Here is a 23558-nt window from a genome sequence, read left to right on the forward strand (position 1 = left end):
AAATGAAGAACTCCTGATGATAGTGCTTACAATGATCAGGGGCGTCGGTAGGTGCTGCGAAATGGCTGAATCAGCATCTGATCCAACCGGAGGTCCCGCGGCTCTCGAAAATCCTCGATGCCGATGACCATTCCAATATGGCCAGCGGCAGGTTTATCCCGATAGGTGCCAAAAAACCGGTCCCACCAAGGCAAATTAAAACCAAAGTTGCTATTTGTCTCTTCAGGAACAATCGAATGATGCACGCGGTGCATATCCGGCGTGACCACCAACCGTCTCAACTTTTGCTCCAGCCCTTGAGGCAATCGTACGTTTCCGTGGTTGAACATTGAGGTTGCATTGAGAATCACTTCGAAAATCAGTACCGCAATCGCAGGTGCTCCCAGCGCAACCACGACGGTGATTTTAATGGCCATGGAGAGCACAATTTCCAGAGGATGGAAACGCAGGCCCGTCGTTACGTCGAATTCCAAATCCGCATGGTGCATACGATGCAAGCGCCAGAGCCAGGGCACTGCATGAAAGATGCGATGCTGAAAGTAGATTGCGAGATCAAGCGCGATCGTCCCCAAAAGGACTGACAACCAAACTGGCAGATTGGCCAGATTTAGCAGTCCCCACGCCTGCTCATTCGCCATCACCGCAGCTCCGACGGCGGCCACGGGAAACAATAGCCGAACGACCAGGGTGTCCACCACGACCATCAAGAGGTTATGTGGCCACCGCTGCCGGCGAGTGTAGCGCTGGTCGCGACGTGGTGCGGCGGCTTCGGCAAGTATCATTACAAGCAGGATGCCCGTGAAGATCCCAAGCCGGATGACTGCCTCGTGGTCAAGTATGGCTTTACCTCTTATGCTCGGTGATCGTTGAAATAGCCCTGCGTGCCTTGTTGCGCCATGGCATCGGCGATGCGGCCGATGGCCTGTGTATAGGCCGCGGTCCGCAGCGTTGTGTTACCTTCCTCCGCCCGGTCGAAACAGGCGCCGGCCTCGCGGGCCAGGCGTTCGGTGAGGCGCCGATTGACTTCGTCTTCGGACCAGGTATCACCGATACGGTTCTGCACCCATTCCAGATGGCTGACGATCACACCGCCGGCATTGACCAGTACATCCGGTAGCACCTCGACACCGCGTTTGGCTAATTGGTCATCGGCCGCATTACTGACGGGCCCGTTGGCAATTTCCAGGATCGTGGCGGCATTTACGGTCGCGGCATTTTGCTCGGTGACGGCGTCCTCCAGTGCGGCTAGTACCAGTACATCGACATCAAGAGCCAGCAGCTCTTCGTTGGTCAGTTGCTCGACGTCGGCTTCCTGGCAGACCGATTCATCACAGTAAACCATGCCCTTGAGCTCCCGGTTCTTGTGCTTATGGCGCCAGATCGGGTCTGGATCGAGTCCGTCAGCAGCATAGATGGCACCCTGGGAATCCGACAGCGCGACGATCCGATAGCCGCGCTCGCGTGCCAGCCGAGCGAAGTGATAACCGGCATTGCCGAAACCCTGGACCGCCACACGGAGTTCTTCATGCGTTTTACTGCGGCGCTCGGCCCACAGATCAAGCACCTGCAGCGCACCACGCCCGGTGGCCGCGGTGCGACCCCTGGAACCGCCCAGCCCTAAAGGTTTGCCGGTGATGGTGGCCGGTACCTGACGGCGTTCGATCTGGGCAAATTCGTCGGCCATCCAACCCATGATGGTGTCGTTGGTGTTGACATCCGGTGCCGGGATGTCACTGTCCGGCCCGATGAGGTCATGAAAGGCGCGGATATAGCCACGCGACAGACGTTCCAGTTCCAGTCGGGAGAGCGCCTTGGGGTCGACCCGAACACCACCTTTGGCACCGCCGAATGGCAGGTCCACCACCGCGCACTTGATGGTCATCCAGAAGCTCAACGCCGTGACTTCTTCCGCGCTCACGTCCGGATGAAAACGAATGCCCCCCTTGCTTGGTCCGCGAGTGTCGTCGTAGCGTATGCGCCAGGCCGGAAAGAATTGCAAGGTGCCGTCGTCCATGCGGATCGGGATGTTGACCTGCACGCTCTGCTGCGGCTGGGCCAGACGCCTGCGAACGTCATCAGGGACGTCAAGTTGGTTAAAAATCCCGTTCAGGTGACCGTTGTCACCGAAGGCTTGGGCGTTGGAATGACTCATGGTTGTGACTCCTTATCGAACCCGCAAAAGTGTTTTGCGATGTCTTATGATTCAGCTTTCCATTGAAAGTGGGTTGTGCGATCGTCCGTTACGTGTTGATTGGTGAGCGTGTAAGTTGCACAAGATTCCCCGCGATCCGTGTTGCTAATGTCTTGGCGCGGTCTGCGCTCGGCCCTGCGAAATCTTCGTTCACGGTCTCCCGAAACAGCTTCAGCCAGCGTTCGAAGTCATCAATCTGCAAAGGGTGTCGCGCGTGCAACGCCAAGTGGCGGGCGACCATGTTGCGCCGGTAGCCGTCGCGTTCGCCGAGCAGCAGCTTGCACCAGTAGGCGCGGATGTGCGGCAAGTGCGTTTCGAGCTCGATATCTGCCACGTCCACGAACAGCGTGCGCAGGCGATCATCAGCCAGGACCTTCCGGTAGAAGGCATCCAGCAACTCGGCGATGGCCTCGGGCGTGTCGAGATCGCGCGGGGTTGAGTGCATGGCGGTGCTCCTGGCTAAACGGTGATGTACTCGGTAGCTGGCGAGCGTGGGTGTTTGCGCGACTTACGGTTGTGACTCCTTCTCAGACGGGGTATCGCAGCAAGCATCGTACTGCCTCTTGCGCCATAGCGCGTAGACGGTCAGGCCGATGAAAATGGCCAGGGCCGGCAGCAAGACGTAATCCAGATAACCGGTCAGTGCGATACCCACGATTACCCAGTAGTCCCCGAGAAAAACGCCGGCACCCGTTCCGGTCAGCACGATGGCAAGAATCGGCAAATGACAGGGGCAACTCAGCACCGCCAATACCCCCCCACAGGTAACCGGTGAGCGGCCTGGATACCTCGGCCGGTTCGCGCGCCTTATCAGTCATGTCCACGTGCCGCCTTGGTTAGTACTTGGGTGCAGCGATTCAGCGCGGCTCTTTTAACACCAATCGTGTGTTGTATTTGCCGTTCGACGGCTCGGCACTGCCGTTCATCTCCGCTATCCAGCGCCTGTATAAACTCGGTAATCTCGGGTAGACCGAGACCGGCTTCACGACAGGAGCAGATTAACTTCAGCCGTTCCAGGCAGCTGTCATCGAATAAGCGAAAACCAGCTTGGGTAGTACTACAGGCGTACACCAATCGCATATCCAGATAAGTCCGGATCTGATGCACAGACAGGCCACAGAGACGGGCCGCCTCGGAAATGACGTAGCCTTCTGTTTGTGGCCCCGGCCCACGTTCAAGGCTGGGTTTTACCATTCGAGTGTTTACCGTCATGCTAGTGGCTTCTTGCCCTGTCGAGTATAAGGTGCGCAATCCGCTGACCCAGTTCGAAACCTTCCTGAACACTCACAATGTTCGCGTGCGGTTTATCTCGGCACCAGGCCTCCCCGGCCTGTCGAGAGGCAAAGAAGAGGACGTCGCAACAAAAGGCACTTCGAATGTCTCCCTCTGCGGCCACCGATACTAAAGAGATGACCGCGTCCTCCGGCTGGAGCAAAAGCACCCCCTGTGGCGTAACCGTCAAGGTGACCGGTTTGTTGGTATGCGGACAAGGCGATTGAACCTGCGCATGTTCGTCAATGACGATTGGAAACATCAAAGCATCAAGTGCACACCAGGTGTAGAGTGTCTGGTCGTTTACGACAAACGCATGCGGTGTTTCACGCAGTGTGATGCCGTAGCCGATCAGCCGTCCCTGGCCGTCGTACTCGATGGTTCCAGCAGGCAGTTCGTCGAGCACCAACACCACCTCATCAGGTGTCCAGTTGAGCGACTTCGCGAGCCGCTCAATAGTGACCGGTTGTCCCAGGGCAAGCTCGCGCAACAGCGTCACATGAAGCGCGGCTTCCCTTTCTCCGGTCAGACCTAGCCGTTCCACGATTTGACGGATGTCATTCATGGGCGTCGCCATTCTATCCCGCACAACAGGACAGCTGGCTGACGTCTTTGGTAAAGGTCTGGGCACAGAGCTTGAGCCCTTCGACCATCGTCAGGTAGGGAAACAACTCATTCGCAATGTCGTTAACGGTCATGCGTGCGCGTAAGGCCATCACAGCAGTCTGAATCAGTTCACCGGCCTCGCCTGCCACGGCCTGAACACCCAGTAATTGCCCGCTTTCACGCTCCGCGACGATCTTGATGAAGCCCCCGGTATCGAAGTTAACCAGCGCCCGTGGCACGTTATCGAGGGTCAGGGTGCGGCTGTCGGTGTCATATCCCACCGCTGCAGCATCTGCCTCGGACAGGCCTACGGTAGCAACTTGCGGATCAGTAAAAATCACCGCAGGCATGGCGCTGAGGTCGAGGCTGGCGTCACCGCCGGTCATATTGATGGCGGCCCGGCTACCACCGGCGGCGGCCACGTAGACAAACTGGGGCTGGTCGGTGCAATCGCCCGCGGCATAGATGCCCGACGCAGTGGTTTGGAGATGTTTGTCAATCTGGATCGCACCGCCCTCGGTGGCAACGCCGATGGCCTCCAGGTTGAGGTTTTCGGTATTGGGTGTGCGACCACTGGCGACCAGCAGTTGCTCTGCCTGTATCGTGCCGGCGTTGGTCTGCATGGTAAACAGCTGACCGTCGTGGCTCACTTCGCTGGCCTGGGTCTGCTTGAGCACCTCGATGCCCTCACGACGGAAGGCCGCTTCCACGGCTTCACCCACCGCCGGATCTTCCTGTGACAGCACCCGGCTGCGGGCCAGAACCGTGACCTGGCTGCCGAGGCGTGCAAAGGCCTGCGCCAGTTCGATGGCCACCACCGAGGCACCGATTACGACGAGGCGCTCGGGAATGTGATCCAGTTCCAGCGCACTGGTGGAGGTGAGATAGGGAGTTTCGGACAGCCCCGGAACGGGTGGTTCGGCGGGTCTTGCGCCCGTGCCGATAAAGGCCCGGTCAAAGCTCACCGTCTGTTCGCCGCCGGCGTTGAGCGTAACCGTCAGCGTGCGCTCGTCCACGAACCGCGCCTCGCCCTTGAGGACGGTAATCGCGGCATTGTCATTGAGAATATTCTGGTACTTGGACTCGCGCAGTTCCTCCACTCGTCCCTGTTGCTGAGCAAGCAGCGCCGGACGATTCACCACCGGCGCCTGGGCGCTCAGGCCGTCATCAAACGGGCTTTCCTGGCGAAGGTGGGCGATGTGAGCCGCCCGAATCATGATTTTAGAGGGCACACAGCCAATGTTGACGCAGGTTCCGCCAATGGTGCCGCGTTCGATCAGTGTCACCCGGGCACCGCGTTCAGTCGCCTTCAGGGCGGCAGCCATGGCACTACCGCCGCTGCCAATCACAGCAATGTGCAGGTTGTCGTCACTCATAAATGTTACTCCTTAGTTGATGGACTATCGCAGCAGGCGTCGTGTTTCTTCTTGCGCCAGACGGCATAACAGGTCAGGCCAATAAATAAGACCAGTGCGGGCAACAGCACGTAGTCGAGATAACCGGTCAGGGCAGCCAGGCCTAACGTTCCTAGCAAAACCACCAGTATCGGCGTGAAACAGCGCGACCAGCACGGTGCAAATGATGCTCACCCGCAACAAGGTTTGGGGTTCGCATGGTTACTCCTGTTTCGCCTGGGGCTGTTTCAACGTGGACGGGTAACCCGCGTTAGTCGTGGCTTGAGTCAGCGCCTCAACGGAGGTTTTCTCATCGTCGTAGGTAACCGTCGCATCACGTTCCTCATATCGGACATCCACAGCGCTCACGCCGTCGACCCGCTTTAGGGCAGCTTTAACCGTAATCGGGCAGGCCGAACAGGTCATGCCTGGAACGGACAAGGTCACCGTTTGTTGCGCAGCCAGGGCAGGCAGGCTGAACAGCGTAAACAGTACGGCAGCAATCAGGGACTTTTTCATGGTGTAGTGCCTCTCAGTCAACATAGTGGATCAGGTTTCAGTAAAACAGCGGTAAGACGAAGGGGAAAGCCAACGCAGTCAGAATGAGCAGCGCGACGATCCAGAAAACGACCTTGTAGGCCGTGCGCACTTGCGGTACCGCGCAAACATCGCCCGGCTGGCAGGCCCCGACAGGTCGATATATCCGGCGCCAGGCAAAGACCATCGCCACCAGTGCCGCACCGATGAACCAGGGCCGATAGGGTTCCAGGGCGGCCAGGCTGCCGATCCAGGCACCGGAAATGCCCAACGTGATCAAGACCAGGGGGCCAAGACAACAGGCAGACGCCAGAGCAGCGGCAATCCCTCCTGCGATCAGCGAACCGCGACCGGATTTGGACTCTGACATTACGATGGCTCCTTTCTAAAAATGGGTGACTGAGGTAAGGTTACTCCCGTAGTCAGCTACGGAATCAACCCCTATGTCCAAAAAACAACACTCAATGACCATTGGAGCCCTGGCCAAAGCCGCCGGTATGGGAGTGGAAACCATCCGCTATTACCAGCGCCGGGGGTTAGTGGCAGAGCCTGAAAAGCCCTATGGAAGCATCCGCCATTACGACGATCAGGCGTTGGCCCGCCTGCACTTTATTCGAACGGCCCAGTGGCTGGGGTTCAGTCTGGATGAAATCGGAGGGCTGCTGACACTGCAGGACGGTACCCATTGCGATGAAGCACGGGTATTGGGCGAGCAAAAACTAGCCAGTGTGCGGGCGAAAATTTCAAGCCTGCGACGCATCGAGCGTGCGCTGGACGGGTTAGTGCAGGAATGCTGCGCTCAGCGTGGGAATGTTGAATGCCCATTAATCACATCGCTCCAGGATGGGCTTGAAAACTCGGCTTTTACCTGATTAAAGAACAAGACAGTCCGTGAACGAGGCGTACACAAAATTAAGGGCTGAAGGGAGGTACGCTAACCTCACCAACCAAAAAAAGCAGGGCCTCCCGAAGGGCGAGACACTAGGCATGGCGCCCACTCGCCCTGCGATTGACAGCTACCTTTGCTATTATTACATTTAGTTACACCCTTATATCTTTTAGCGTTTTTCGCAAGGTTGAAATTCATGCTGTTCCGTCAGTTCTTCGACAAAACATCCAGCACCTACACCTATCTCATTGCGTCCGGCCGGGGTCGAGAAGCGCTCATCATCGACCCCGTAAAAGAGTCGACGGAGGCCTATCTTGGGTTAATTAATCAACTTGATCTTAAGCTTGTCCGGGCGATTGATACCCACACTCATGCTGACCACGTCACTGCCCTTGGTGATCTGCGTGACGCCACCCAATGCGTCACCATCATGGGTGAATTTACTAACGCGGAATGCGTATCAGAACATGTATCGGAAGGTGATCGAATTGATATCGACGGCATTCGGTTGGAAGCCATTTACACTCCGGGTCACACTGATGAATCCTTCAGTTTTTACTGGAATCAGGGCGACCAGAAGGCGGTATTCACTGGCGATGTGTTATTGATTCGCGGTAGTGGCCGGACTGATTTTCAGGGCGGCGACCCACGCAAGAGCTACGATTCTATCGTTAACAAACTGTTCCGCTTACCTGACGATACGTTGGTATATCCAGCGCATGACTACAAAGGAATGCTGAGCTCCTCCATCTACGAGGAGAAGCATTACAACCCACGTCTGGCGGGCAAATCGGAAGCCGAGTACGCCCGGATCATGAATAATCTTAACTTGCCCGACCCCAAACTGATGGATGTTGCCGTGCCTGCAAATCTGGCATGCGGAAAGCAACCGTGACGTTTGTAAGCATGGATTGTTACCCAATGGCGCAGCACTCTGCATTGAGTACTGAGTCCGGCCTCGATCGTGCCCTGGCGATAGCGATCCTTGCTGGCATTCTCGCCGGTCTCTTTTTGGATAAACCCAGCCGCTATGAGCTGACATAAACTTATTCAGAAGTTCCCTGAAATTAAAGGAGATATTCGATGGATATCAAACAACTTGATGAGCGCTTTAGTGTAACGGCGCAACCTGGTATTGACGATATTGAACAACTGGCAAACGCGGGTTTCCGCACGATTATTGCCAGCAGAGCTCGAAATGAAACGGACGACCAGCCTGATACCCAAACCCTGAAAAACAAGGCAGAGTCCCTGGGCATGACGTGGTACGAAATTCCAGTCGAACCGGGAAAGTACGCCCCTGAGGATATCGAGGCTTTTGCCAGCGCTTTGCAATCATCCACGGACCCGGTTCTCGGCTATTGTCGCACCGGGAAGCGCGCCATCCACTTGTGGGCCTATGCCAAGGCGGCTCACTATCCGATCGCGGACCTGCTCAGCCAAGCCAGCGCAGCCGGCTATGATCTGGAACCACTGCGGGACGATCTTGAGATATATCGGAATCGGATGGGTCAGAAGTGATCGCGAGATCGTCCCGTTAAAACTGGCCTTAAAATGTCAAAATGCCTTGGTGCCATCCGAGGGCTCACGAGCATGACTTTGTCGTTGATGATCGTCACATCTACTGGCCCAAATAAAAAGGACGCGCCACCCACTGGATAACGCGCCCCACAGTGCTTTCCAGGCTCTACAACTCGCCGGTGTGATTCGCCCCAACGGGGTTGCCGAACTCAAACGCATCGAGCTCGCGGTTCAGTTTCGGTACCGGCAAAGTGAATGCGCTGGGAGGGTTCACGGGCGCCGTACTCCTGGCCGGCTTCGCTCTCTTCATGGTGGTTGAGAGCATTGATCGCTTTATCCATCCGGTCACGATTTCGTTCAACGGCGCTATTTTCGTAGCGATCATCGGACTGATCGTCAACGGCGTGTCGGCATAAATTCTTGGCGACCACCATGACCACAGTCATGCCCACCAGGAAGACGATTCACACCACTCTCATGACCATCACGACCACAACCGCCGTGCGGCCTATTTCCACGTGTTGGCCGATGCGCTCACCTCTGTATTGGCCATCGTGGCTCTGCTTGCGGGTAAATACGCCGGGTGGAACTGGATGGACCCGGCAATGGGTATCGTCGGTGCCATTCTCATTACCCGGTGGTCTTGGGGATTATTGAAAGCCACATCGCGCGTGTTACTCGATCAACAGCAAACCGGTATCCAGCAGGGCGTTAAACGAGCGGTAGAATGCGGCGATACGCGCGTGAGTGATCTTCATGTTTGGTCGATTGGGCCTAACTTGTATGCTGCGATTGTCGCGGTCGTTACCCATGACCCTCAGCCGCCCGGTCATTACCGCGATCGTATCCAAACGGATAACGCATCACTTGTGCATGTGACTGTGATAGTCCATACCTGTCCAATGCATTGCGAACTCTCTCAGGATGGGTAGCCAACCACTGTCATACTAAACATTAATCGGAGCCCTCGATCAGGCTAGCAACTTTGGCCAGCAGGGTGCTTGCGGCGTTGTCCGTAAACTGCTGCCCTTCCTCGATGTAGCCCCGCACCGTCCCGTCATGCTTCCAGCCGCCCTGACGCTTGATCTGCGCAAAGTCGACCTTCTCCCGCGCGGCGGCGGTGGATAAACCGCGCCGGAAGCTGTGACTGCTCAGGGTCGGCACGAAGTCCAGGTCGCAGGTTTCCCCGAGCGCCTTCAGGATACGGTTCACTGACCCGCCTGAGAGGGCTTGGGGTTGCAACCGATCCCAGCGATTGACGGCTCGAAAGACGGGTCCTTCGTGAATGCCCGCGCGCTTTAGCCAGTTTTCGAGGGCACTGACCGGGCAGACCGGCCCGTTGCCCCGAGGCAGGGCCCGCTTTAGCCCCTCACCGTGAGGATCCGTTTTCGAGCGCGGCAGAGTCACCACAAGCCCTTCCGGCTCCCACGACAAATCCTCCACTTCAATAGTCACCAACTCACTGCGGCGAAACGCCCCAAAAAAACCGACCTGCAGCAGGGCCCAGTCGCGATGCTTCTTGAGCGAGTCAGGCTGCTGCTGGAGTGTTTGCAGAAAGACGGCAATGTGTTCGAGGCGCAGCGCCCGGGCTTGCCGTTTCGGCCGACCATGGACGCGACGAATCCCTTCCAACGTTTTGCGCACGCCAGGGTCCCGAGCGGGATCACGCAATCCCTGAGTCTGGTGCCAGCGCCCCAGGGCCGTCAGGTAGACATCCAGCGTGCGAGGATTAAGCGCGACTGCCTGGTCGGACAGGTAGGCCGCCAAGGTCGCCGGCTGTGTCGGTAGACGTCCGCCCCAGCGCTCAAAGCTTCGAATGGCCGCACGGTAGGTTCGGCGCGTGTTGTCCGTGGTGGCCATGTGGATGTACCGATTAGCCGAATCGGCTAACAGGGTCTTTTCCGTATTACGTAATGTGGACCTGGTGGTGGGTTTTGGATCCATGATCACTCCAATTCGAGGCGTGCTCTCAAGAGCCGGTGGTGTACCGGTGTTACAGGGGCAGAATAGAGCAGACCACACTCTAACGCACGTTAATACGCTTTAACGTGCGTTATGGGTCTTAAATTAACTTTGTTAATTATCTCATAAATAACGTAATATTACATATCACGTTATATGATAAAAATGAGGCATGTCATGGCCCGCGCCGGAATTACCTACCAGGATGTCGCCAACGCTGCGCAACGCGTCCGCCAACGCGGTGACGAGCCCACTGTCGACCGGGTGCGATCGGAGCTCGGTACCGGCAGTCGCAGCACTCTCGGGCCAATGCTGAAACGTTGGAAAACAGGCAGCGAAGCCGCAGCGGATCTGAACGGACTCCCGGCTGACTTGGTGGCCGCCGTGAAAGCCCTGCATGAGCGAGCTCAATACGCGGCCGATGAACGTATTACGCAGGAGCGCGAAGCGCACCAGACGCTGGAACAGCAATGGCGCACCGAGCTGGAAGAGGTGCGGCAGCGGTGCGAGTCACTGGAAGAGCAACGCTGCGGGCTGGAGAAGGCCAATGAAGCGCTTCGCAACGAAAGCGATGCCCAGGCCCACGCTCTGCAACAGGAACAGCACCGGGCGGCCTCACTCACGTCCAAACTGGAGGCAAGTCAGGAGAAACTCAGTGAGACCACTGCAACCGTCCAAGAGATGAAGCAGGAAAACCGCGATATCCGCAGCCATTTCGAGCACTACCAGCAGGAGATTGCCGAGGATCGCCGTCATGAACGGGACCAGTTCCACAGGACCCAGTCAGGGCTGGAGGGTCAGGTGGATCAGCTGACGCAGCAGCTCCGCTCCAGCGAACAGGACCGCGACACGCTGAGACAACATCGCGACCAAATAAACCAGCGCTATGAGGCCAGTCAGGATCACGCTGAAAACTTGAAAGAAAAGTTGCACGCGAGCCAGGCCGTCATAACACAATGGGCAACGCGAACAGAAACGCTGGAAGCGACAGTCGACCGCCTCCAGCTGGAGCGAGATAGCGACGCCGAACACCGGGAGAAGCTTGGTGCGGCCCTAACGGATTCTGAAAAACATCTCGCGGCCTGCCAGCAGCGGATCTCCGACCTCAGAGAGCGCGTGGCAGCGGCTGACGACCGAAACCAGTTCCTCAACGATCAGAATCGCGAATTACTGCAGGAAAAAGCTGTCCTCCAGGGTCAGTTGAAACAACTACAAACAAGCCTGGCTAAATAGCCCGCTATTGTCTCGGCCTGATCATCCCTGAGAGTTGCGAGTAATGCCAATCGCGCAAGGAGAAGTTTAGATGTCTACCGTGACCTTTGGCAGGCTGCGAGCTGCGGCAAAACGCATTCAGCATGATGCGCTGACGGTTTATTTTGTGGCGCGAGACTCGAATACCCCCATAGTCGTTCGGCTGCTTGCGCTCGCAATCGCAGCGTACGCCATGAGTCCAATTGATCTCATTCCGGACTTCATACCGATCCTGGGCTATCTTGACGACATTATCTTGGTCCCGCTGGGCATCGTCCTTGTCATCAAGCTGACGCCATCGAATGTGATAGAAGCGAGTCGCTCGAAAGCAGCTAAAGTGGCAACCAAGCCGATCAGCCACGTTGCGGCCGCAGTCGTTATTGGCACATGGCTTTTATGTGCCGCGGCTTTTGGCTACTGGGTGTGGGAATACGGCAGGTAACGCATCGTCTGCACGCGATGAAATAGTTAATTTAGGGCTTGTAAAACAGATGGTTAATGCGCTTTTTGGAGGATTTCGTCAGAATCGTTGCCGACCCTCAATGCCTCTTTCCAGTTCCTGAAAGCCCGTTTCCACATACCCTGAAAGCGCCCTGCCTTCGTGCGTCAATCTGACTTCACGGGTTAAACGAACAAAGAGCTTCAAACCAAGAAAATCTTCGAGGCCACGGATGTGGGTGCTGACGGCTGCCTGGGAGATATTCAGAGCCTCCGCTGCGGCCTTGAAGCTCAATTCTCGGGCGGCGTACCGAAATGCCTGCAACGCCCTTAGCGGAGGGAGTCTCTGCATTGGAGTCGCTCTGCTTACGGTTAATTTTTAATTAAGCATAGTCCAATTTTACCCGTTTGTTCCCGGAACCGTCGATTGAAAGAATTCAGGTTGAGCAGGAATACAAATACCATTCTGGAAAAATTAAGGGAGCGACCATCATGAAGATTGAAGTCCCAATTGTAAGTGCATTTGTTGACGGTGATTCCGGCGGAAATCCGGCAGGCGTTGTACTTCACGCAGAGCGGTTCAGCTCTGAGCAAAAACAGAAGATCGCAGCCGCTGTCGGCTTGTCGGAAACGGCATTTGTTTCTCCGTCCGATTCAGCGGATATAAAGCTGGAGTTCTTTACGCCAACCCAGCAGATCGCTCACTGCGGGCACGCGACGATCGCGACATTCAGTTATCTCCGTCAAAACGGCCTGTTGGCACACGATCAGTCATCCAAGGAAACGATTGATGGATGCAGGTCGATAAAGATGGAGGGCGACTCAGCGTATATGGAGCAGAAAGCCCCTCGCTATGAGCCGCTGAACAGTGCGGATCTTCAATTGACGCTTCGGGCACTTGGAATAACCAGCGCTGATCTGATTGCGGGTGCGAAGCCGACACTGGTGAATACAGGCAATAGCTTTGTCGTAATCGGAATTCGGGACGTTGACACTATCAAAGGCCTCCAGCCAGATTTGGCTTTGATTGAGCAGCTGAGTGACGCTCTTGATTTGATTGGGTTTTACGTTTTTTCCTTTGATGGCGTCGGAGATGGACGAGACGCAGGAGCCCGAATGTTCGGGCCCCGATATGGAATTCGGGAAGAGTCTGCAACGGGCATGGCTGCTGGCCCGCTGGCGTGTTACCTACGGGAGTTCCTTGGCATCGACAAGCATGAATTCACGGTTGAGCAGGGTCGCTGGATGTCACCGCCCTCCGCCAGTGTAATCAATGTGCGTCTGCATATTGATTCAGATGGCAAGATCGGACGGCTTTTTGCCGGTGGTCGAGGTGCGCTGAAAGAAGTCACCGAAGTTACTGTTTGATGTTCCGCCTTTCCGTCACCGGAACTGAACGTGTTCATCCGAACCCATCATCGGATGTGATGAGCTGCATATCGCAAGACAATTTTTTCTGCAGCCGGGAAACAGAGAGAATTTCAATCAAGCCAATGAGGCGACGTTGTCTAATCTAATTCTCTTAAAAGGTGGAATATCACATGAACGCAATCAACAAATTCTTTCTCGTTTTTTCTGTACTCGCTTTCTCTGCATTCGCGCAAGCCGAAGGTGTTAGCCAGGGAGATATCGAGCGCGGCAATAATCCTGCAGTTGAAACTGTCGAACTGGGTACTGGCAACTAAGCCGCCCAAAACGACAATGGGCGGTCCTGGTGGCCGCCCACGCACTCTTGATACAAAGCCTTCACTCTTCGATCCAGTTCCTGTATTTCCCGGCCCTGCCCTTGCAGTCAACCCTCTAACGCTGTTTTAGCCTTGATCACCCATCGACTCGATAAAGGCGTCCACCTCCGACTGCGTGTAACGGGGTGTAATGTGTTGCTGACAGTTCCAGTCAAAGGCCTCGACCCGAATGATCATGCCCCTCTCTACTTGGGCTTTATAGCTCTCGTCCTGTAATCGGTCGAGAATTGATGATGGCTCAGGACCAACCAGTGCCATCCTGCCAAGCAGTTTCAGTCTCCGCCGATTCGGGTAGTCCATCAGGAACAATGAAACCCGATCATTGGTAAGCACGTTGCCAGTCGTGACGTACTGGCGGTTGCCCGAGTAGTCCGCAAAACCAATGGTCGACTGGTCGATGACCTTCAAAAATCCGGCTGGCCCGCCCCGATGCTGGATGTAGGGCCAACCGGTTTCACTGACACTGGCAATGTAAAAGCTGTCCCGGGCCTCGATGAACACCCGTTCCCGATCCCTGAGCAGGTTGTTACGGTCGAGTCCGGATTCAATGGACGAGTAACCGGTCCGACTGCCCATTTCCTCTTGGACCTGCTTAACCGTACTGGTAAAAGCGATTTCCGCAAACTTGTGCGCCATGTTGGGCTCCTGAGGTTTTCATAAATCTGTTCTCCCATTTACTACCAGTAACTTTTCAGGCTCAAGTGTTACGTCGTGTCATCATTATTTTAAAACAGACTCAATGTCGCCACGAAGGTGCTGGGTTTGAGAGGAATCCCCACCCTGTTTCAACTGGGAATGCAAAACGTAACGTACTGCTCGAGGCCAGCGTCCAAGTGGTCAAAACAAGGCAATTTTCCAACATCAGCGGAATACCGTTTACTCGAACCCTTCCAGCACTATCTTGCCCACGGCCGTACCGGACTCCAACTCCGAATGCGCCGCACGCAGGTTGTCAGCGTTGATTACCCCGAGATTCTTGCCTGCGGTGGTACGAATGTGGCCCTGATCCACAAGACTCGCTACCGTCTCAAGAAGTTCGTGCTGCACCTGCATGTCATCAGCATTGTGCATAGACCGGGCGAACATGAATTCGATGTGCAGGGACAGGCTTTTCGGTTTGATTTTCATCACGTCCAGAGACGCGGGGTCGTCAATCATGGCAATCCTGCCAAACGGCCTCAGCGCTGCCACATAATCATCGAAGTACTGGTCGGTGGCGTTCAGGCTGGCCACGTGAGTGATCGGGGCAATTTTGCCCTCGGACACCAGTTGTTCGATTTGCGGCAGCAGTGGCTCGCGGTGATTCACGACGAAATCCGCGCCTAGCGATTCGACCCATTGCCGGGACTCGGGCCGGGATGCGGTGGCCACCACGGTGGCACCGGTCAGCGTTTTTGCCAACTGAATCAGGATCGAGCCGACACCGCCGGCCGCGCCAACCACCAGTATCACGTCGTCGGTTGGGCTGATTTCCTCTGGGAGCTGCTGTTCAAGCCCCAGGTGGTCGAAGAGCATTTCCCAGGCGGTTATGGTGGTCAGAGGCAGCGCTGCCGCTTCTGCGTCGTTCAGGCTGGCGGGTTTGCGGCCCACGATGCGCTCGTCAACGATCTGATACTCGGCATTGCTACCCTGCCGTGTAACGTCGCCAGCGTAGTACACCTGGTCGCCTGGCTCGAACAATGATGCTGCCTCTCCCGTTGCAACGACTTCCCCTACGGCATCCCAGCCCAGTACCTTGGTCTCACCAGGCTCCGCTGCAGCCCGTTGACGTACTTTGAAATCAACAGGATTGACGCCGATGGCTCTCACGCGAACCAGGAGGTCCCTTCCCTCGGCCGCCGGCTGAGGTAGTTCCACGTCTTGAAGGGATTTAGGGTCATCAATGGGTAAAGATTCAGTGTATCCAACCGCTTTCATGTTTCTCTCCAGTGTGAGTTGGTAGTGGCCAACAGTGTGATCCCTCTTTACACTAAGAAAAACCGCCTAATCCCATAAACATAATCAAATAATTTTTGAAAATGAACTTTGACGATCTGACCGTTGTGCTCAAAGTGGCCGAATTCCGCAACATCACCGCGGCTGCCACCAGTCTGGATATGCGCGCCGCGACGGCGAGCGCCGCCGTAAAACGTGTGGAGCATGAGTTAGGGGTAGAGCTGTTTGTCCGCTCTACCCGTCAGTTGCGGCTCTCGGCCGCCGGGGAGAAATACCTGCCCCAATGCCGGCAGGCGCTGACACTGATGGATGAGGCCCGACAGAATATTCGCTTTGGCACAGAGACAGTGGCGGGAGAAATTCGGCTATCGGTGTCATCCGATCTGGGTAGAAATCGCGTCGTGCCCTGGATCGACCAATTGATGACATCTCACCCCGGGCTGAGTTTGCGGGTACAGATCACCGACAGCAATGTGGACTTTTTTCGGGATTCGGTTGATATGGCCCTACGGTATGGCTCACCCAGTGACGCCAACCTGTACGGGTTCAAAATCTGTGATGTCCCCCGACTGCTCTGCGCAACACCCGATTACCTGAACCAACAGGGTACCCCCATTCATCCACACGACCTGGCGGGTCACAACGGGCTTTTCTATCAGTTGCAGGACATTCCCTACGACTTGTGGACCTTCAAACGGGATGGTGAGGAATACCGGGTGAAAATGAGAGGCAATCGGGCGTCCAACGACGGCGATCTCGTTCGGCGCTGGTGCATCGCCGGGCATGGTATGGCGGTCAAATCCTGCCTCGATATATCCGATGATCTGCTGTCCGGCCGGGTGATGAACGTCATGCCCGACTACACACCACCGGTATCAGAGCTGTGGCTGATCTGCCCGACTCGACAATCCATCACACCTGCCATGCGCCTGCTGCGGGACCACCTGAAACAGCAGTGTCAAAGCCTTATAAGCGCCATGACTAAACGCGGCATACTGCCAAGCCACGATTAGACCGCCTTCAGGTGCCGGCCACAGGGCGAATTGGTCATGATGTCGTGCCAGCGATCCTGGAGCAGTCTTTCGATATGATTCCTGATCCATATAATCCCCGGTTCTCTATCATGGCGTGCGTGCCAGATGAGGTAGAGGGTGGTTGGGTCCACATCGAAGGGTAGCTCACCCATCCACAACCCGTCGACGAACCCGCAGTCCTGGCTGATCAGCTCAGGAACGGCCACGATGAGATTGGACTCCCTTAACACCTGAGGAACGGACGCAAAATGGTTCATTGTTGCGGCGATACGTCTGCTCTGCCCTTTTTGATCAAGATAACTGTCAACAGAGCCATGGGCGTCACCCGACATGGTGACCAACAGATGCCGGGCTTCCAGAAACTCTTCCATGGTGATTTGCCGACCTGCCAGCGGGTGGTCCGCCCGCATTGCGAGAACAAATCCGCTGTCAAGAAGCCAGGTGCTCCGCAAACTGTAATCGTGCTGGTTTAGCACGCCAATCGCGAGATCAACGTGCGCTGACCTCAGGTCGTCGTAGCTTCCTTCAGGTGTATAGGGTACGGCGTGTACATCTACGCCTGGCGCCTCACGCTCGAGCAACTCAATAAGCTGACGCCAGATCATCTCGACGATGACGTCGGTTACTGCAATGCGAAACGTCCGTCGGGCGGAGGCCGGGTCAAACTGTGTCGCGCTGACGGCGTTTGTCAGCGCGAACATAGGGTCACCCACCTGATCCCAAAGACTGAGCGCATAGGAGGTGGGTTCGATGTTGCGGCCCTTTCGCACAAAGAGCGGATCGTTCCATATCTGCCGCATTCTGGAAATCGCATTCGATACCGCAGGCTGTGTCATGGCCAGGCGATCCGCCGCACGAGTCACTGAACGCTCCGTCATAATGGCATCAAAGATGTACAGCAACTGGAGCTCTTGAGTTTTCATAGTAAGTGTCTCAGCTTAACTATAAGTGCCCTTTAACGAACGTTCTCAACTGGCTGAGGCTCCCCGCCCCGGCATGTTGGGCAATCACATCGCCATCTTGAAACAGGGCCAATGTCGGAATGCCACGGATACGCATTTTTGCAGTAATCTCCGGGCTGTCATCCACGTTGACCTTGGCAACGGTAAGTTGCTCACTGAACTCATCGGCGATATCCTCAAGCAGCGGGGCTACCGTCTTGCAAGGGCCACACCAGGGTGCCCAGAAGTCAACCAGAACTGTCCGGTCGCTCTGAACAACCGCTTCTTCAAAATTCGCATCGGTTACATGAATAATGGTCGTCATAATATCTGCTCCTGAATGGAATTGCTCACTTTCAATACTGGGCCTTCAAATCTGATAGCACTAATTTCAGTGCCATATAGATCCCATTTCTCACAATGATGGGTTTGCATAGAGCCCGTTAGAGCCGCTTACTGAACACCAGCCCACCCCACGCAAGCGTGCGGTTTCCGGTCCCGCTCTTAATTTCGGAGCTCTGGACTCGGAGCACGTAACTCAACTCGGTGCCAGCAACGAAACTATGGGTATACCCCGCCCAGATTTCCGCCAGGAGCACGTTAAGGTCGTTGGCATCCAGTTCGTGGTCGGAGTGCCTGAATTGGCCTTGAAGGAACGCATTATAGGCCCGAGCTTTGACAGACACGCCACCCCAGAAATAATGCTCCCGGCCGCCAGGGGCCGCGACTCCCGGCGCTCGTTCGCCGTAGGCCATAAGCTCAGGGTTGAAACGATTGTCCGGGGAGGAAATCAGCCCGTCCCGAAAAACAAGCGCGGCACCAAACTCAGTCAAATAACCTACCGACCCGAAATACGTGACTTTGAATTGCTGGTCCGGCCGGTTTTTATCCAGATACTGATGATAGGCAGCGGAATATCGGAATGTTGGTTCCCCGCCATTGGAGACCTGATGGTCCCAGCCGTTGGCACGGTCACTTCCTACTACCTTGTGAACCGCATTTTGACCCGATTTGAAAACATCCAGGCCCAGCACTCCGACAGTCATCGAAGTGGTCCACCCGGAATCGTCACTCAGGTTCCTGTAACTATGACTCGACGATAAGTAAACGAGACTGCTGTAAGGACGATCATCCCGATCGATATCCCTCGCCTTTATTTCTTCTGGGGTGAACCCGTAAATGCCAAATTCCAGGGCTGCACTTTCGGGCTCGTTAATATCTGCGCCAATACCAGACAACACGAACCTGTCCAGGTTCTGGCTGATTCCGGAAGCCGGATTTTCCAGGAAATCCTCTGAGTTTGAGGAATAGGTTACGGCCAAACCTGCGGTGTAATCCTGATCGGTTTGGGTGGGTGCAAAAAGATCGTTGTCCGTAGAAAGCGCAATGACAGAATCAGAATCTTCAGCATGAACCGCCGGAGACAAAACCAGGACAGCGAGAAAAAGTACAAGTAGAACGATGGGGCATAGCCAACTCCGAAAGACGACAGGTCGGAAACAAGTTGGCTGCTATTTTTCAATTGAACGCCTTGCGCGACTAATCAGCGCTCGGTATTGAAAACATCATATAATTTGATGAATAGGTGTTTGTACTGCGATGTTTACATCGTTGTCGGCGGGACGTGTTCCATAAAATGATTTAAGTGTGTTTCTTATAGCGTTTGTAGTGATCAACTAATAGCGGACAGCTCACTACCGCTGTCCTTGAATTGATGGCTCCGCTGCGCGCTTGCGAGTTGTACGCTTCTTAGCGGCGACTGCTCTGAGTTTGCGTTGAGGTGGCGCTTTCGGAGCGGGTTCATTGCGCAGATAGGAGCCAGGCGCTGGCTCGATAACTGGCAAAGCGCGCTCACCCGGCGTCCTTGCAGCAACTTCACCGCCACTGAACTGCTCTGCCCAGACAACCCAGTCAGGCCACCAGGATCCTTCGAACTCCTCTGCGCCAGCAAGCCACTCATCCGCCGGCAGATCGGTATTCTCGTTCGTCCGATAGCCGTATTTATGTTTGTACGGCGGGTTGATGATTCCGGCGATATGGCCAGAGCCGCCCAGTACGAAGCGAACTGGCCCACCCAGGTAGTGTGACCCTTTGTAGCAGGACACCCAGGGCGCAATGTGATCCTCAATAGCCGAGGCGAAATAGGCAGGTATTTTTACGTTTCCAAGATCGATCGGCGTTCCTGCAAGGGTTATTCCGCCGGGTTCGCTCAACCGATTCTCAAGATACATGTTACGCAGGTAAAAGCTGTGCATGGCAGCTGGCAGCCGGGTGGAATCCGTATTCCAGTAAAGCAGATCGAAAGGCGGTGTATCGCGGCCAAGCAGGTAGTTATTGATGTAGAAGGACCAGATCAGGGTGTTGGCGCGCAGCATGTTGAAGGCCGCCGACATGGATGTACCCTCGAGATAGCCCTGCTTTTTCATGGCCTTTTCCATCTTGGCGATCATGTCCTCGTCAATGAAGACCTTGATATCTCCAGCGTTGGTAAAGTCCAACAGGCTGTTGAAAAAGGTGGCACTCTTTACCCGATCATCACCGCGCGCTGCGAGCCATGCCAGTGTGCAGCTCAGCAAGGTCCCACCAATACAGTAACCAATTGCATTCACTTCACGCTCACCAGTGGCTTGCTCAATGGCGTCCAATGCAGCCACAGGGCCTTCAAGCATGTAATCCTCGAAGCCATTATTGGCATGTTCCTTCCCGGGGTTAACCCAGGAAATGACGAATACTGTATGGCCCTTTTCGACCCAGTAACGGATAAACGACTTTTTCGCACCCAGATCCAGGATATAGTACTTGTTGATCCACGGGGGCACGACGAGAAGCGGCCGGCGATGCACTGTCTCTGTTGTTGGCCGGTACTGGATCAGTTGCATCAGGTCATTCTGGAAGACCACATCACCTGGCGTATCCGCCAGGTTCTTGCCAACTTCAAAGGCGTCCGGGTCCGTCATTCTGAAGGACAGCTGGCCGTCCGCTTCATCAAGATCTCGTAAAAAGTTGGCGAAGCCGCTAACAAGATTGCGCCCCCGGGTGTTTACCGTTGCCTTGAGGACCTCGGGGTTGGTCAGAACAAAGTTGGTGGGTGCCAGAGCGGAGGTAATCTGGCTGGTAAAAAAACGGACTTTATGGCGATCATGCTCATCAAGCCCCCGGACATCGTCAATGGTATCCATGATCCATTGCTCGGAAATCAGGTATGCCTGTTGGAGATAGCTGAAGTAAATGCGGTCGCTCCAGGCAATATCCTTGAAGCGGCCGTCCCCTCTTTCAGGTGCTGTCACCCGCATGGGCTCGCGGCTGATCAGGCTCATCAATCCACCACCACTCAGAATGGCGGCGTTCTGTATCAGACGCATCTGGGCGCTAATGAAGGTATCCGGCTGGGTAACAAACTTTCCGGTGAAGCGAAAAAAAGGTTTCGCAATGCTTTTGAGGCTGGCCGGATTGGGTCGGCCGCCTTTCAACCGCCTTAGCACCGAACGTTTAATCAGGCGTGTGCCATGCCTGCCTGCACTGACCAGCGATTCACGTACAATGTTCGTCTCTTTGTCGTCACCGGCTACTGAACTGACAGGCTTTCCAGACATGTTTCTTCTCCCTCATTCAGGCACTGCGGATGAACTTCTGCAGCTTCGGAGCGATTTCCTCGCGCCAACGGCGACCGTTAAAGGTGCCGTAGTGGCCAACTCCGGGTTGTAGATGGTGCAACCGACGGTTGTCCGGAATATTGGTGCAGAGTTTGTGAGCGGCGCGTGTCTGGCCCGGGCTGGAGATGTCGTCTTTCTCGCCCTCAATGGTCATCAACGCCGTTTTTACGATAGCGCCGGGGTCTACTAGACGGCCACGATGCCTGAAGCAGCCCCGTGCCAGATGAAACTCCTGGAACACCTTTTCAATCGTGTCCAGGTAGTAGGCATCAGGCAGGTCCATCACCGCCAGATATTCGTCGTAAAACTCTCTGTGGCGGGTGACTTTTTCTGATTCATCATCACGGATGGACCTGAACAGTCCCCGGTAGGCATCCAGGTGGCGATCGAAGTTCATATTGATGAACCCCGTCAATTGCAGGAAGCCGGGGTAAACCTTGCGCATGGCACCCGGCTGGGGTGCAGGTACCCGATGAATCAGGTGGCGTTTAAACCAGGAGAGCTTATGTTTCTTGGCGAGATTGCAGGGCTCTGTTGGATCAACGCGTCCGTCCACGGGACCGCTCATAAGGGCCAGAGAACGCGGCACCGACGGATGATCATCCTGGGCCATCAGAGCGGTGGCTGCCAGCACCGGCACGACCGGCTGGCAGACCGCCAGAACGTGTGTGTTCGGGCCGATATGATTGATGAAATCAACCACGTAGTCGATGTAATCGTCCAGCCCGAAGTTGCCTTCTGAAATCGGCACCATGCTGGCATCGCGCCAATCTGTAATGTAAACATCGTGGCCCGGCAGCATGGTTTCTACGGTGCCCTTCAGAAGCGATGCAAAGTGGCCTGACAGTGGCGCTACGATAAGCAACTTGGGGTCATCCGGACGATGAGCATTACGTTGGAAATGCTTCAACTGACAAAAGGGCTTGCGCTTGACGATGGTTTCGTTGACCAGAACCGTCTCGCCGTCACAAACGGTTGTATCCAGGTTGAAGGACGGCTTGGGGTAACGCCTGGTAAGATCGTCAAACACCTTGAGGGCCGAGGCAATGCTGCGGGTCCCTGGAAGCCTGGACCAAGGGTTCAGGTGGTGACGCAGGATATTGCTTTGACTGCCAGCCAGCCTGCCTAGCGGGGTCAGCGCGAGCCGCCCGATTTCGTGAGTGTAATACATCATGATGCGGTTCAGCCTGGGTAAGTTCGGTTGGTCTGTCTCTCTTCCGGCTCAATCTTACGCTTATTTATTGATCAGCGCGATTCATCCTATCAACCCACTCTGCAACTTCGCAAGCTCAAAAGCGAGCCATGTGTAAAGGAAGCAGTTCACATCCACGGCTTATTTCTTGTCGCCTTAAAAAAGCCCTGCTAGCTTAAATTCAGCGTCTGTAAAAAATTGTCACACCGTAAGTCCTGCAACAAAAACCACAGGGACAGAACCATGCAAGATCTTAAAGGAAAGGTGGCCATTGTCACTGGAGCCTCTCGAGGCATCGGCCGTCACATCGCACTTCAGTTGGCCCAGCGCGGTGCCGACGTCGCTATTAACTACCGCTCACGTCGCTCTGACGCAGATGAAGTGGTCAAGGAAATGGAAACGGCCGGCGTGCGGGCGCTGGCCATACAAGCTGATCTCTCCGGCATGCCAGCGGCACGAAGCCTTATACAGCAGGTTTACGAGCAATGGGGGCGTATTGACATTCTGGTAAACAACGCAGGTATCACCCGTGACAAATCCATGAAAAAACTCACCGACGACGACTGGAACGACGTCCTCGACACCAACCTCGGAAGTGTCTACGCAACCTGCTCTGAGGTGCTGAAGATCATGATGGACCAAAAATTCGGTCGTATTGTGAATATTACTTCGTTCGTCGGCCAGGCCGGCAACTTCGGGCAGGCCAACTATGCGGCCAGTAAGGGCGGGATCATTGCATTCACCAAAACACTGGCTCTGGAAATGGCCAAGTACAACATTACGGTGAATTCCATTGCCCCCGGCTTCACCGAGACCGAAATGCTGGCCCAAGTGCCCGAAAATATTCGCGAGCAGATCATTGCACGTGTGCCGATGGGTCGCTTTGGGCAGCCCGAGGAAATCGCCCGTGCAGTGGTGTTCCTTGCTGCGGAAGGAGACTACATCACCGGCCAGCAGATCAATGTAAACGGTGGGGTTTACATGTAGCACCGACACC

The 23558-nt window shown here is 55.4% G+C and carries 27 protein-coding genes and 2 pseudogenes; 10 read left to right on the forward strand and 19 right to left on the reverse strand.

Annotated features, from left to right (window positions below; all coding sequences use genetic code 11):
• Nucleotides 1-35 precede the first annotated feature (35 nt).
• From R1T46_RS14445 to merT, 10 genes and pseudogenes are all read right to left on the reverse strand, one after another.
• Complete coding sequence (locus tag R1T46_RS14445; protein WP_218972799.1) at nt 36-782, reverse strand: sterol desaturase family protein; 747 nt, start codon at nt 780-782, stop codon at nt 36-38.
• 68 nt (nt 783-850) lie between these two features.
• Nucleotides 851-2152 (reverse strand): Glu/Leu/Phe/Val family dehydrogenase, encoded by a 1302-nt coding sequence (locus R1T46_RS14450; protein ID WP_119516124.1) that lies wholly within the window; start codon nt 2150-2152, stop codon nt 851-853.
• A gap of 88 nt (nt 2153-2240) precedes the next feature.
• Nucleotides 2241-2636 (reverse strand): group III truncated hemoglobin, encoded by a 396-nt coding sequence (locus tag R1T46_RS14455; RefSeq protein ID WP_015077961.1) that lies wholly within the window; start codon nt 2634-2636, stop codon nt 2241-2243.
• 63 nt (nt 2637-2699) lie between these two features.
• Entirely contained in the window at nt 2700-2942 is a 243-nt protein-coding gene (locus R1T46_RS14460; protein WP_348121071.1) for a mercury resistance system transport protein MerF, read from the reverse strand.
• Between the two features lie 59 nt (nt 2943-3001).
• Complete coding sequence (locus R1T46_RS14465) at nt 3002-3403, reverse strand: MerR family transcriptional regulator (protein ID WP_273195536.1); 402 nt, start codon at nt 3401-3403, stop codon at nt 3002-3004.
• A gap of 1 nt (nt 3404) precedes the next feature.
• Nucleotides 3405-4028 carry an organomercurial lyase MerB gene (gene merB, locus R1T46_RS14470; RefSeq protein ID WP_015077958.1) on the reverse strand — a complete coding sequence of 208 codons (624 nt, stop codon included), beginning with the start codon at nt 4026-4028 and terminating at the stop codon, nt 3405-3407.
• A gap of 13 nt (nt 4029-4041) precedes the next feature.
• Entirely contained in the window at nt 4042-5445 is a 1404-nt protein-coding gene (gene merA, locus R1T46_RS14475) for a mercury(II) reductase (RefSeq protein WP_288372397.1), read from the reverse strand.
• Nucleotides 5446-5450: 5 nt separating this feature from the next.
• Nucleotides 5451-5667 (reverse strand): annotated as a pseudogene (gene merF / locus R1T46_RS14480) (mercury resistance system transport protein MerF).
• Between the two features lie 18 nt (nt 5668-5685).
• Complete coding sequence (gene merP, locus R1T46_RS14485; RefSeq protein ID WP_023659522.1) at nt 5686-5982, reverse strand: mercury resistance system periplasmic binding protein MerP; 297 nt, start codon at nt 5980-5982, stop codon at nt 5686-5688.
• A gap of 37 nt (nt 5983-6019) precedes the next feature.
• Nucleotides 6020-6370 carry a mercuric ion transporter MerT gene (gene merT, locus R1T46_RS14490; RefSeq protein ID WP_273195526.1) on the reverse strand — a complete coding sequence of 117 codons (351 nt, stop codon included), beginning with the start codon at nt 6368-6370 and terminating at the stop codon, nt 6020-6022.
• Between the two features lie 73 nt (nt 6371-6443).
• Here merT and merR point away from each other — a divergent pair, with 73 nt between their 5' ends.
• The 4 genes and pseudogenes from merR (at nt 6444) to dmeF (ending at nt 9342) form a co-directional block, all read left to right on the forward strand.
• Nucleotides 6444-6872, forward strand: coding sequence for an Hg(II)-responsive transcriptional regulator (gene merR / locus R1T46_RS14495; protein WP_015077956.1), 429 nt, complete (start codon nt 6444-6446; stop codon nt 6870-6872).
• A 213-nt stretch (nt 6873-7085) separates the two neighbouring features.
• Nucleotides 7086-7784, forward strand: a complete 699-nt coding sequence (locus R1T46_RS14500) for an MBL fold metallo-hydrolase (RefSeq protein ID WP_008295674.1) — start codon at nt 7086-7088, stop codon at nt 7782-7784.
• A 188-nt stretch (nt 7785-7972) separates the two neighbouring features.
• Nucleotides 7973-8410: a TIGR01244 family sulfur transferase gene (locus R1T46_RS14505; protein ID WP_008295672.1), complete on the forward strand. Its 438-nt coding sequence runs from the start codon at nt 7973-7975 to the stop codon at nt 8408-8410.
• A gap of 251 nt (nt 8411-8661) precedes the next feature.
• Nucleotides 8662-9342, forward strand: a pseudogene (dmeF, locus tag R1T46_RS14510) (CDF family Co(II)/Ni(II) efflux transporter DmeF).
• Between the two features lie 22 nt (nt 9343-9364).
• On the opposite strand, the gene R1T46_RS14515 reads toward dmeF, so the two are convergent.
• Nucleotides 9365-10354 carry a site-specific integrase gene (locus R1T46_RS14515; protein WP_023659524.1) on the reverse strand — a complete coding sequence of 330 codons (990 nt, stop codon included), beginning with the start codon at nt 10352-10354 and terminating at the stop codon, nt 9365-9367.
• Nucleotides 10355-10549: 195 nt separating this feature from the next.
• On the opposite strand from R1T46_RS14515, the gene R1T46_RS14520 reads away from it, so the two are divergent.
• Nucleotides 10550-11605, forward strand: coding sequence for a DNA-binding protein (locus R1T46_RS14520; protein WP_023659525.1), 1056 nt, complete (start codon nt 10550-10552; stop codon nt 11603-11605).
• 70 nt (nt 11606-11675) lie between these two features.
• Entirely contained in the window at nt 11676-12065 is a 390-nt protein-coding gene (locus R1T46_RS14525) for a YkvA family protein (protein ID WP_008295667.1), read from the forward strand.
• A 78-nt stretch (nt 12066-12143) separates the two neighbouring features.
• Here the strand turns inward: R1T46_RS14525 and R1T46_RS14530 are convergent, their stop codons facing one another.
• Nucleotides 12144-12413, reverse strand: coding sequence for a LysR family transcriptional regulator (locus tag R1T46_RS14530; RefSeq protein WP_317305911.1), 270 nt, complete (start codon nt 12411-12413; stop codon nt 12144-12146).
• Nucleotides 12414-12553: 140 nt separating this feature from the next.
• Between R1T46_RS14530 and R1T46_RS14535 the strand changes: the two genes are divergently transcribed.
• On the forward strand, nt 12554-13429 hold the full coding sequence (locus R1T46_RS14535) for a PhzF family phenazine biosynthesis protein (RefSeq protein ID WP_317305912.1): 876 nt from the start codon (nt 12554-12556) through the stop codon (nt 13427-13429).
• A gap of 173 nt (nt 13430-13602) precedes the next feature.
• On the forward strand, nt 13603-13746 hold the full coding sequence (locus tag R1T46_RS14540; RefSeq protein WP_164732124.1) for a hypothetical protein: 144 nt from the start codon (nt 13603-13605) through the stop codon (nt 13744-13746).
• Nucleotides 13747-13872: 126 nt separating this feature from the next.
• Here the strand turns inward: R1T46_RS14540 and R1T46_RS14545 are convergent, their stop codons facing one another.
• The gene (locus tag R1T46_RS14545; protein ID WP_317305914.1) at nt 13873-14442 is read right to left on the reverse strand and encodes a pyridoxamine 5'-phosphate oxidase family protein; all 570 of its coding nucleotides are present in this window, start codon (nt 14440-14442) and stop codon (nt 13873-13875) included.
• Nucleotides 14443-14682: 240 nt separating this feature from the next.
• Nucleotides 14683-15723: a zinc-binding alcohol dehydrogenase family protein gene (locus tag R1T46_RS14550; protein WP_317305915.1), complete on the reverse strand. Its 1041-nt coding sequence runs from the start codon at nt 15721-15723 to the stop codon at nt 14683-14685.
• A gap of 101 nt (nt 15724-15824) precedes the next feature.
• On the opposite strand from R1T46_RS14550, the gene R1T46_RS14555 reads away from it, so the two are divergent.
• Nucleotides 15825-16754, forward strand: a complete 930-nt coding sequence (locus R1T46_RS14555) for a LysR family transcriptional regulator (RefSeq protein WP_317308314.1) — start codon at nt 15825-15827, stop codon at nt 16752-16754.
• Here the strand turns inward: R1T46_RS14555 and R1T46_RS14560 are convergent.
• The 5 genes from R1T46_RS14560 to R1T46_RS14580 all read right to left on the reverse strand — a co-directional run bounded on the left by R1T46_RS14560 (nt 16751) and on the right by R1T46_RS14580 (nt 22543).
• Entirely contained in the window at nt 16751-17698 is a 948-nt protein-coding gene (locus R1T46_RS14560) for a LysR family transcriptional regulator (RefSeq protein ID WP_317305916.1), read from the reverse strand. The genes R1T46_RS14555 and R1T46_RS14560 overlap by 4 nt on opposite strands.
• Before the next feature lie 19 nt (nt 17699-17717).
• A complete protein-coding gene (gene trxA / locus R1T46_RS14565; RefSeq protein ID WP_007152208.1) occupies nt 17718-18041 on the reverse strand; it encodes a thioredoxin in 324 nt (107 codons plus the stop codon).
• A gap of 118 nt (nt 18042-18159) precedes the next feature.
• Nucleotides 18160-19143 carry a lipid A deacylase LpxR family protein gene (locus R1T46_RS14570; RefSeq protein WP_317305917.1) on the reverse strand — a complete coding sequence of 328 codons (984 nt, stop codon included), beginning with the start codon at nt 19141-19143 and terminating at the stop codon, nt 18160-18162.
• Between the two features lie 267 nt (nt 19144-19410).
• On the reverse strand, nt 19411-21309 hold the full coding sequence (locus R1T46_RS14575; protein WP_317305918.1) for a class I poly(R)-hydroxyalkanoic acid synthase: 1899 nt from the start codon (nt 21307-21309) through the stop codon (nt 19411-19413).
• Nucleotides 21310-21325: 16 nt separating this feature from the next.
• Nucleotides 21326-22543, reverse strand: coding sequence for a polyhydroxyalkanoate depolymerase (locus R1T46_RS14580; RefSeq protein WP_317305919.1), 1218 nt, complete (start codon nt 22541-22543; stop codon nt 21326-21328).
• A 261-nt stretch (nt 22544-22804) separates the two neighbouring features.
• On the opposite strand from R1T46_RS14580, the gene fabG reads away from it, so the two are divergent.
• Nucleotides 22805-23548 (forward strand): 3-oxoacyl-[acyl-carrier-protein] reductase, encoded by a 744-nt coding sequence (gene fabG, locus R1T46_RS14585; protein ID WP_317305920.1) that lies wholly within the window; start codon nt 22805-22807, stop codon nt 23546-23548.
• Nucleotides 23549-23558 lie beyond the last annotated feature (10 nt).

It is taken from the genome of Marinobacter salarius (assembly GCF_032922745.1).
Taxonomy (GTDB): domain Bacteria; phylum Pseudomonadota; class Gammaproteobacteria; order Pseudomonadales; family Oleiphilaceae; genus Marinobacter.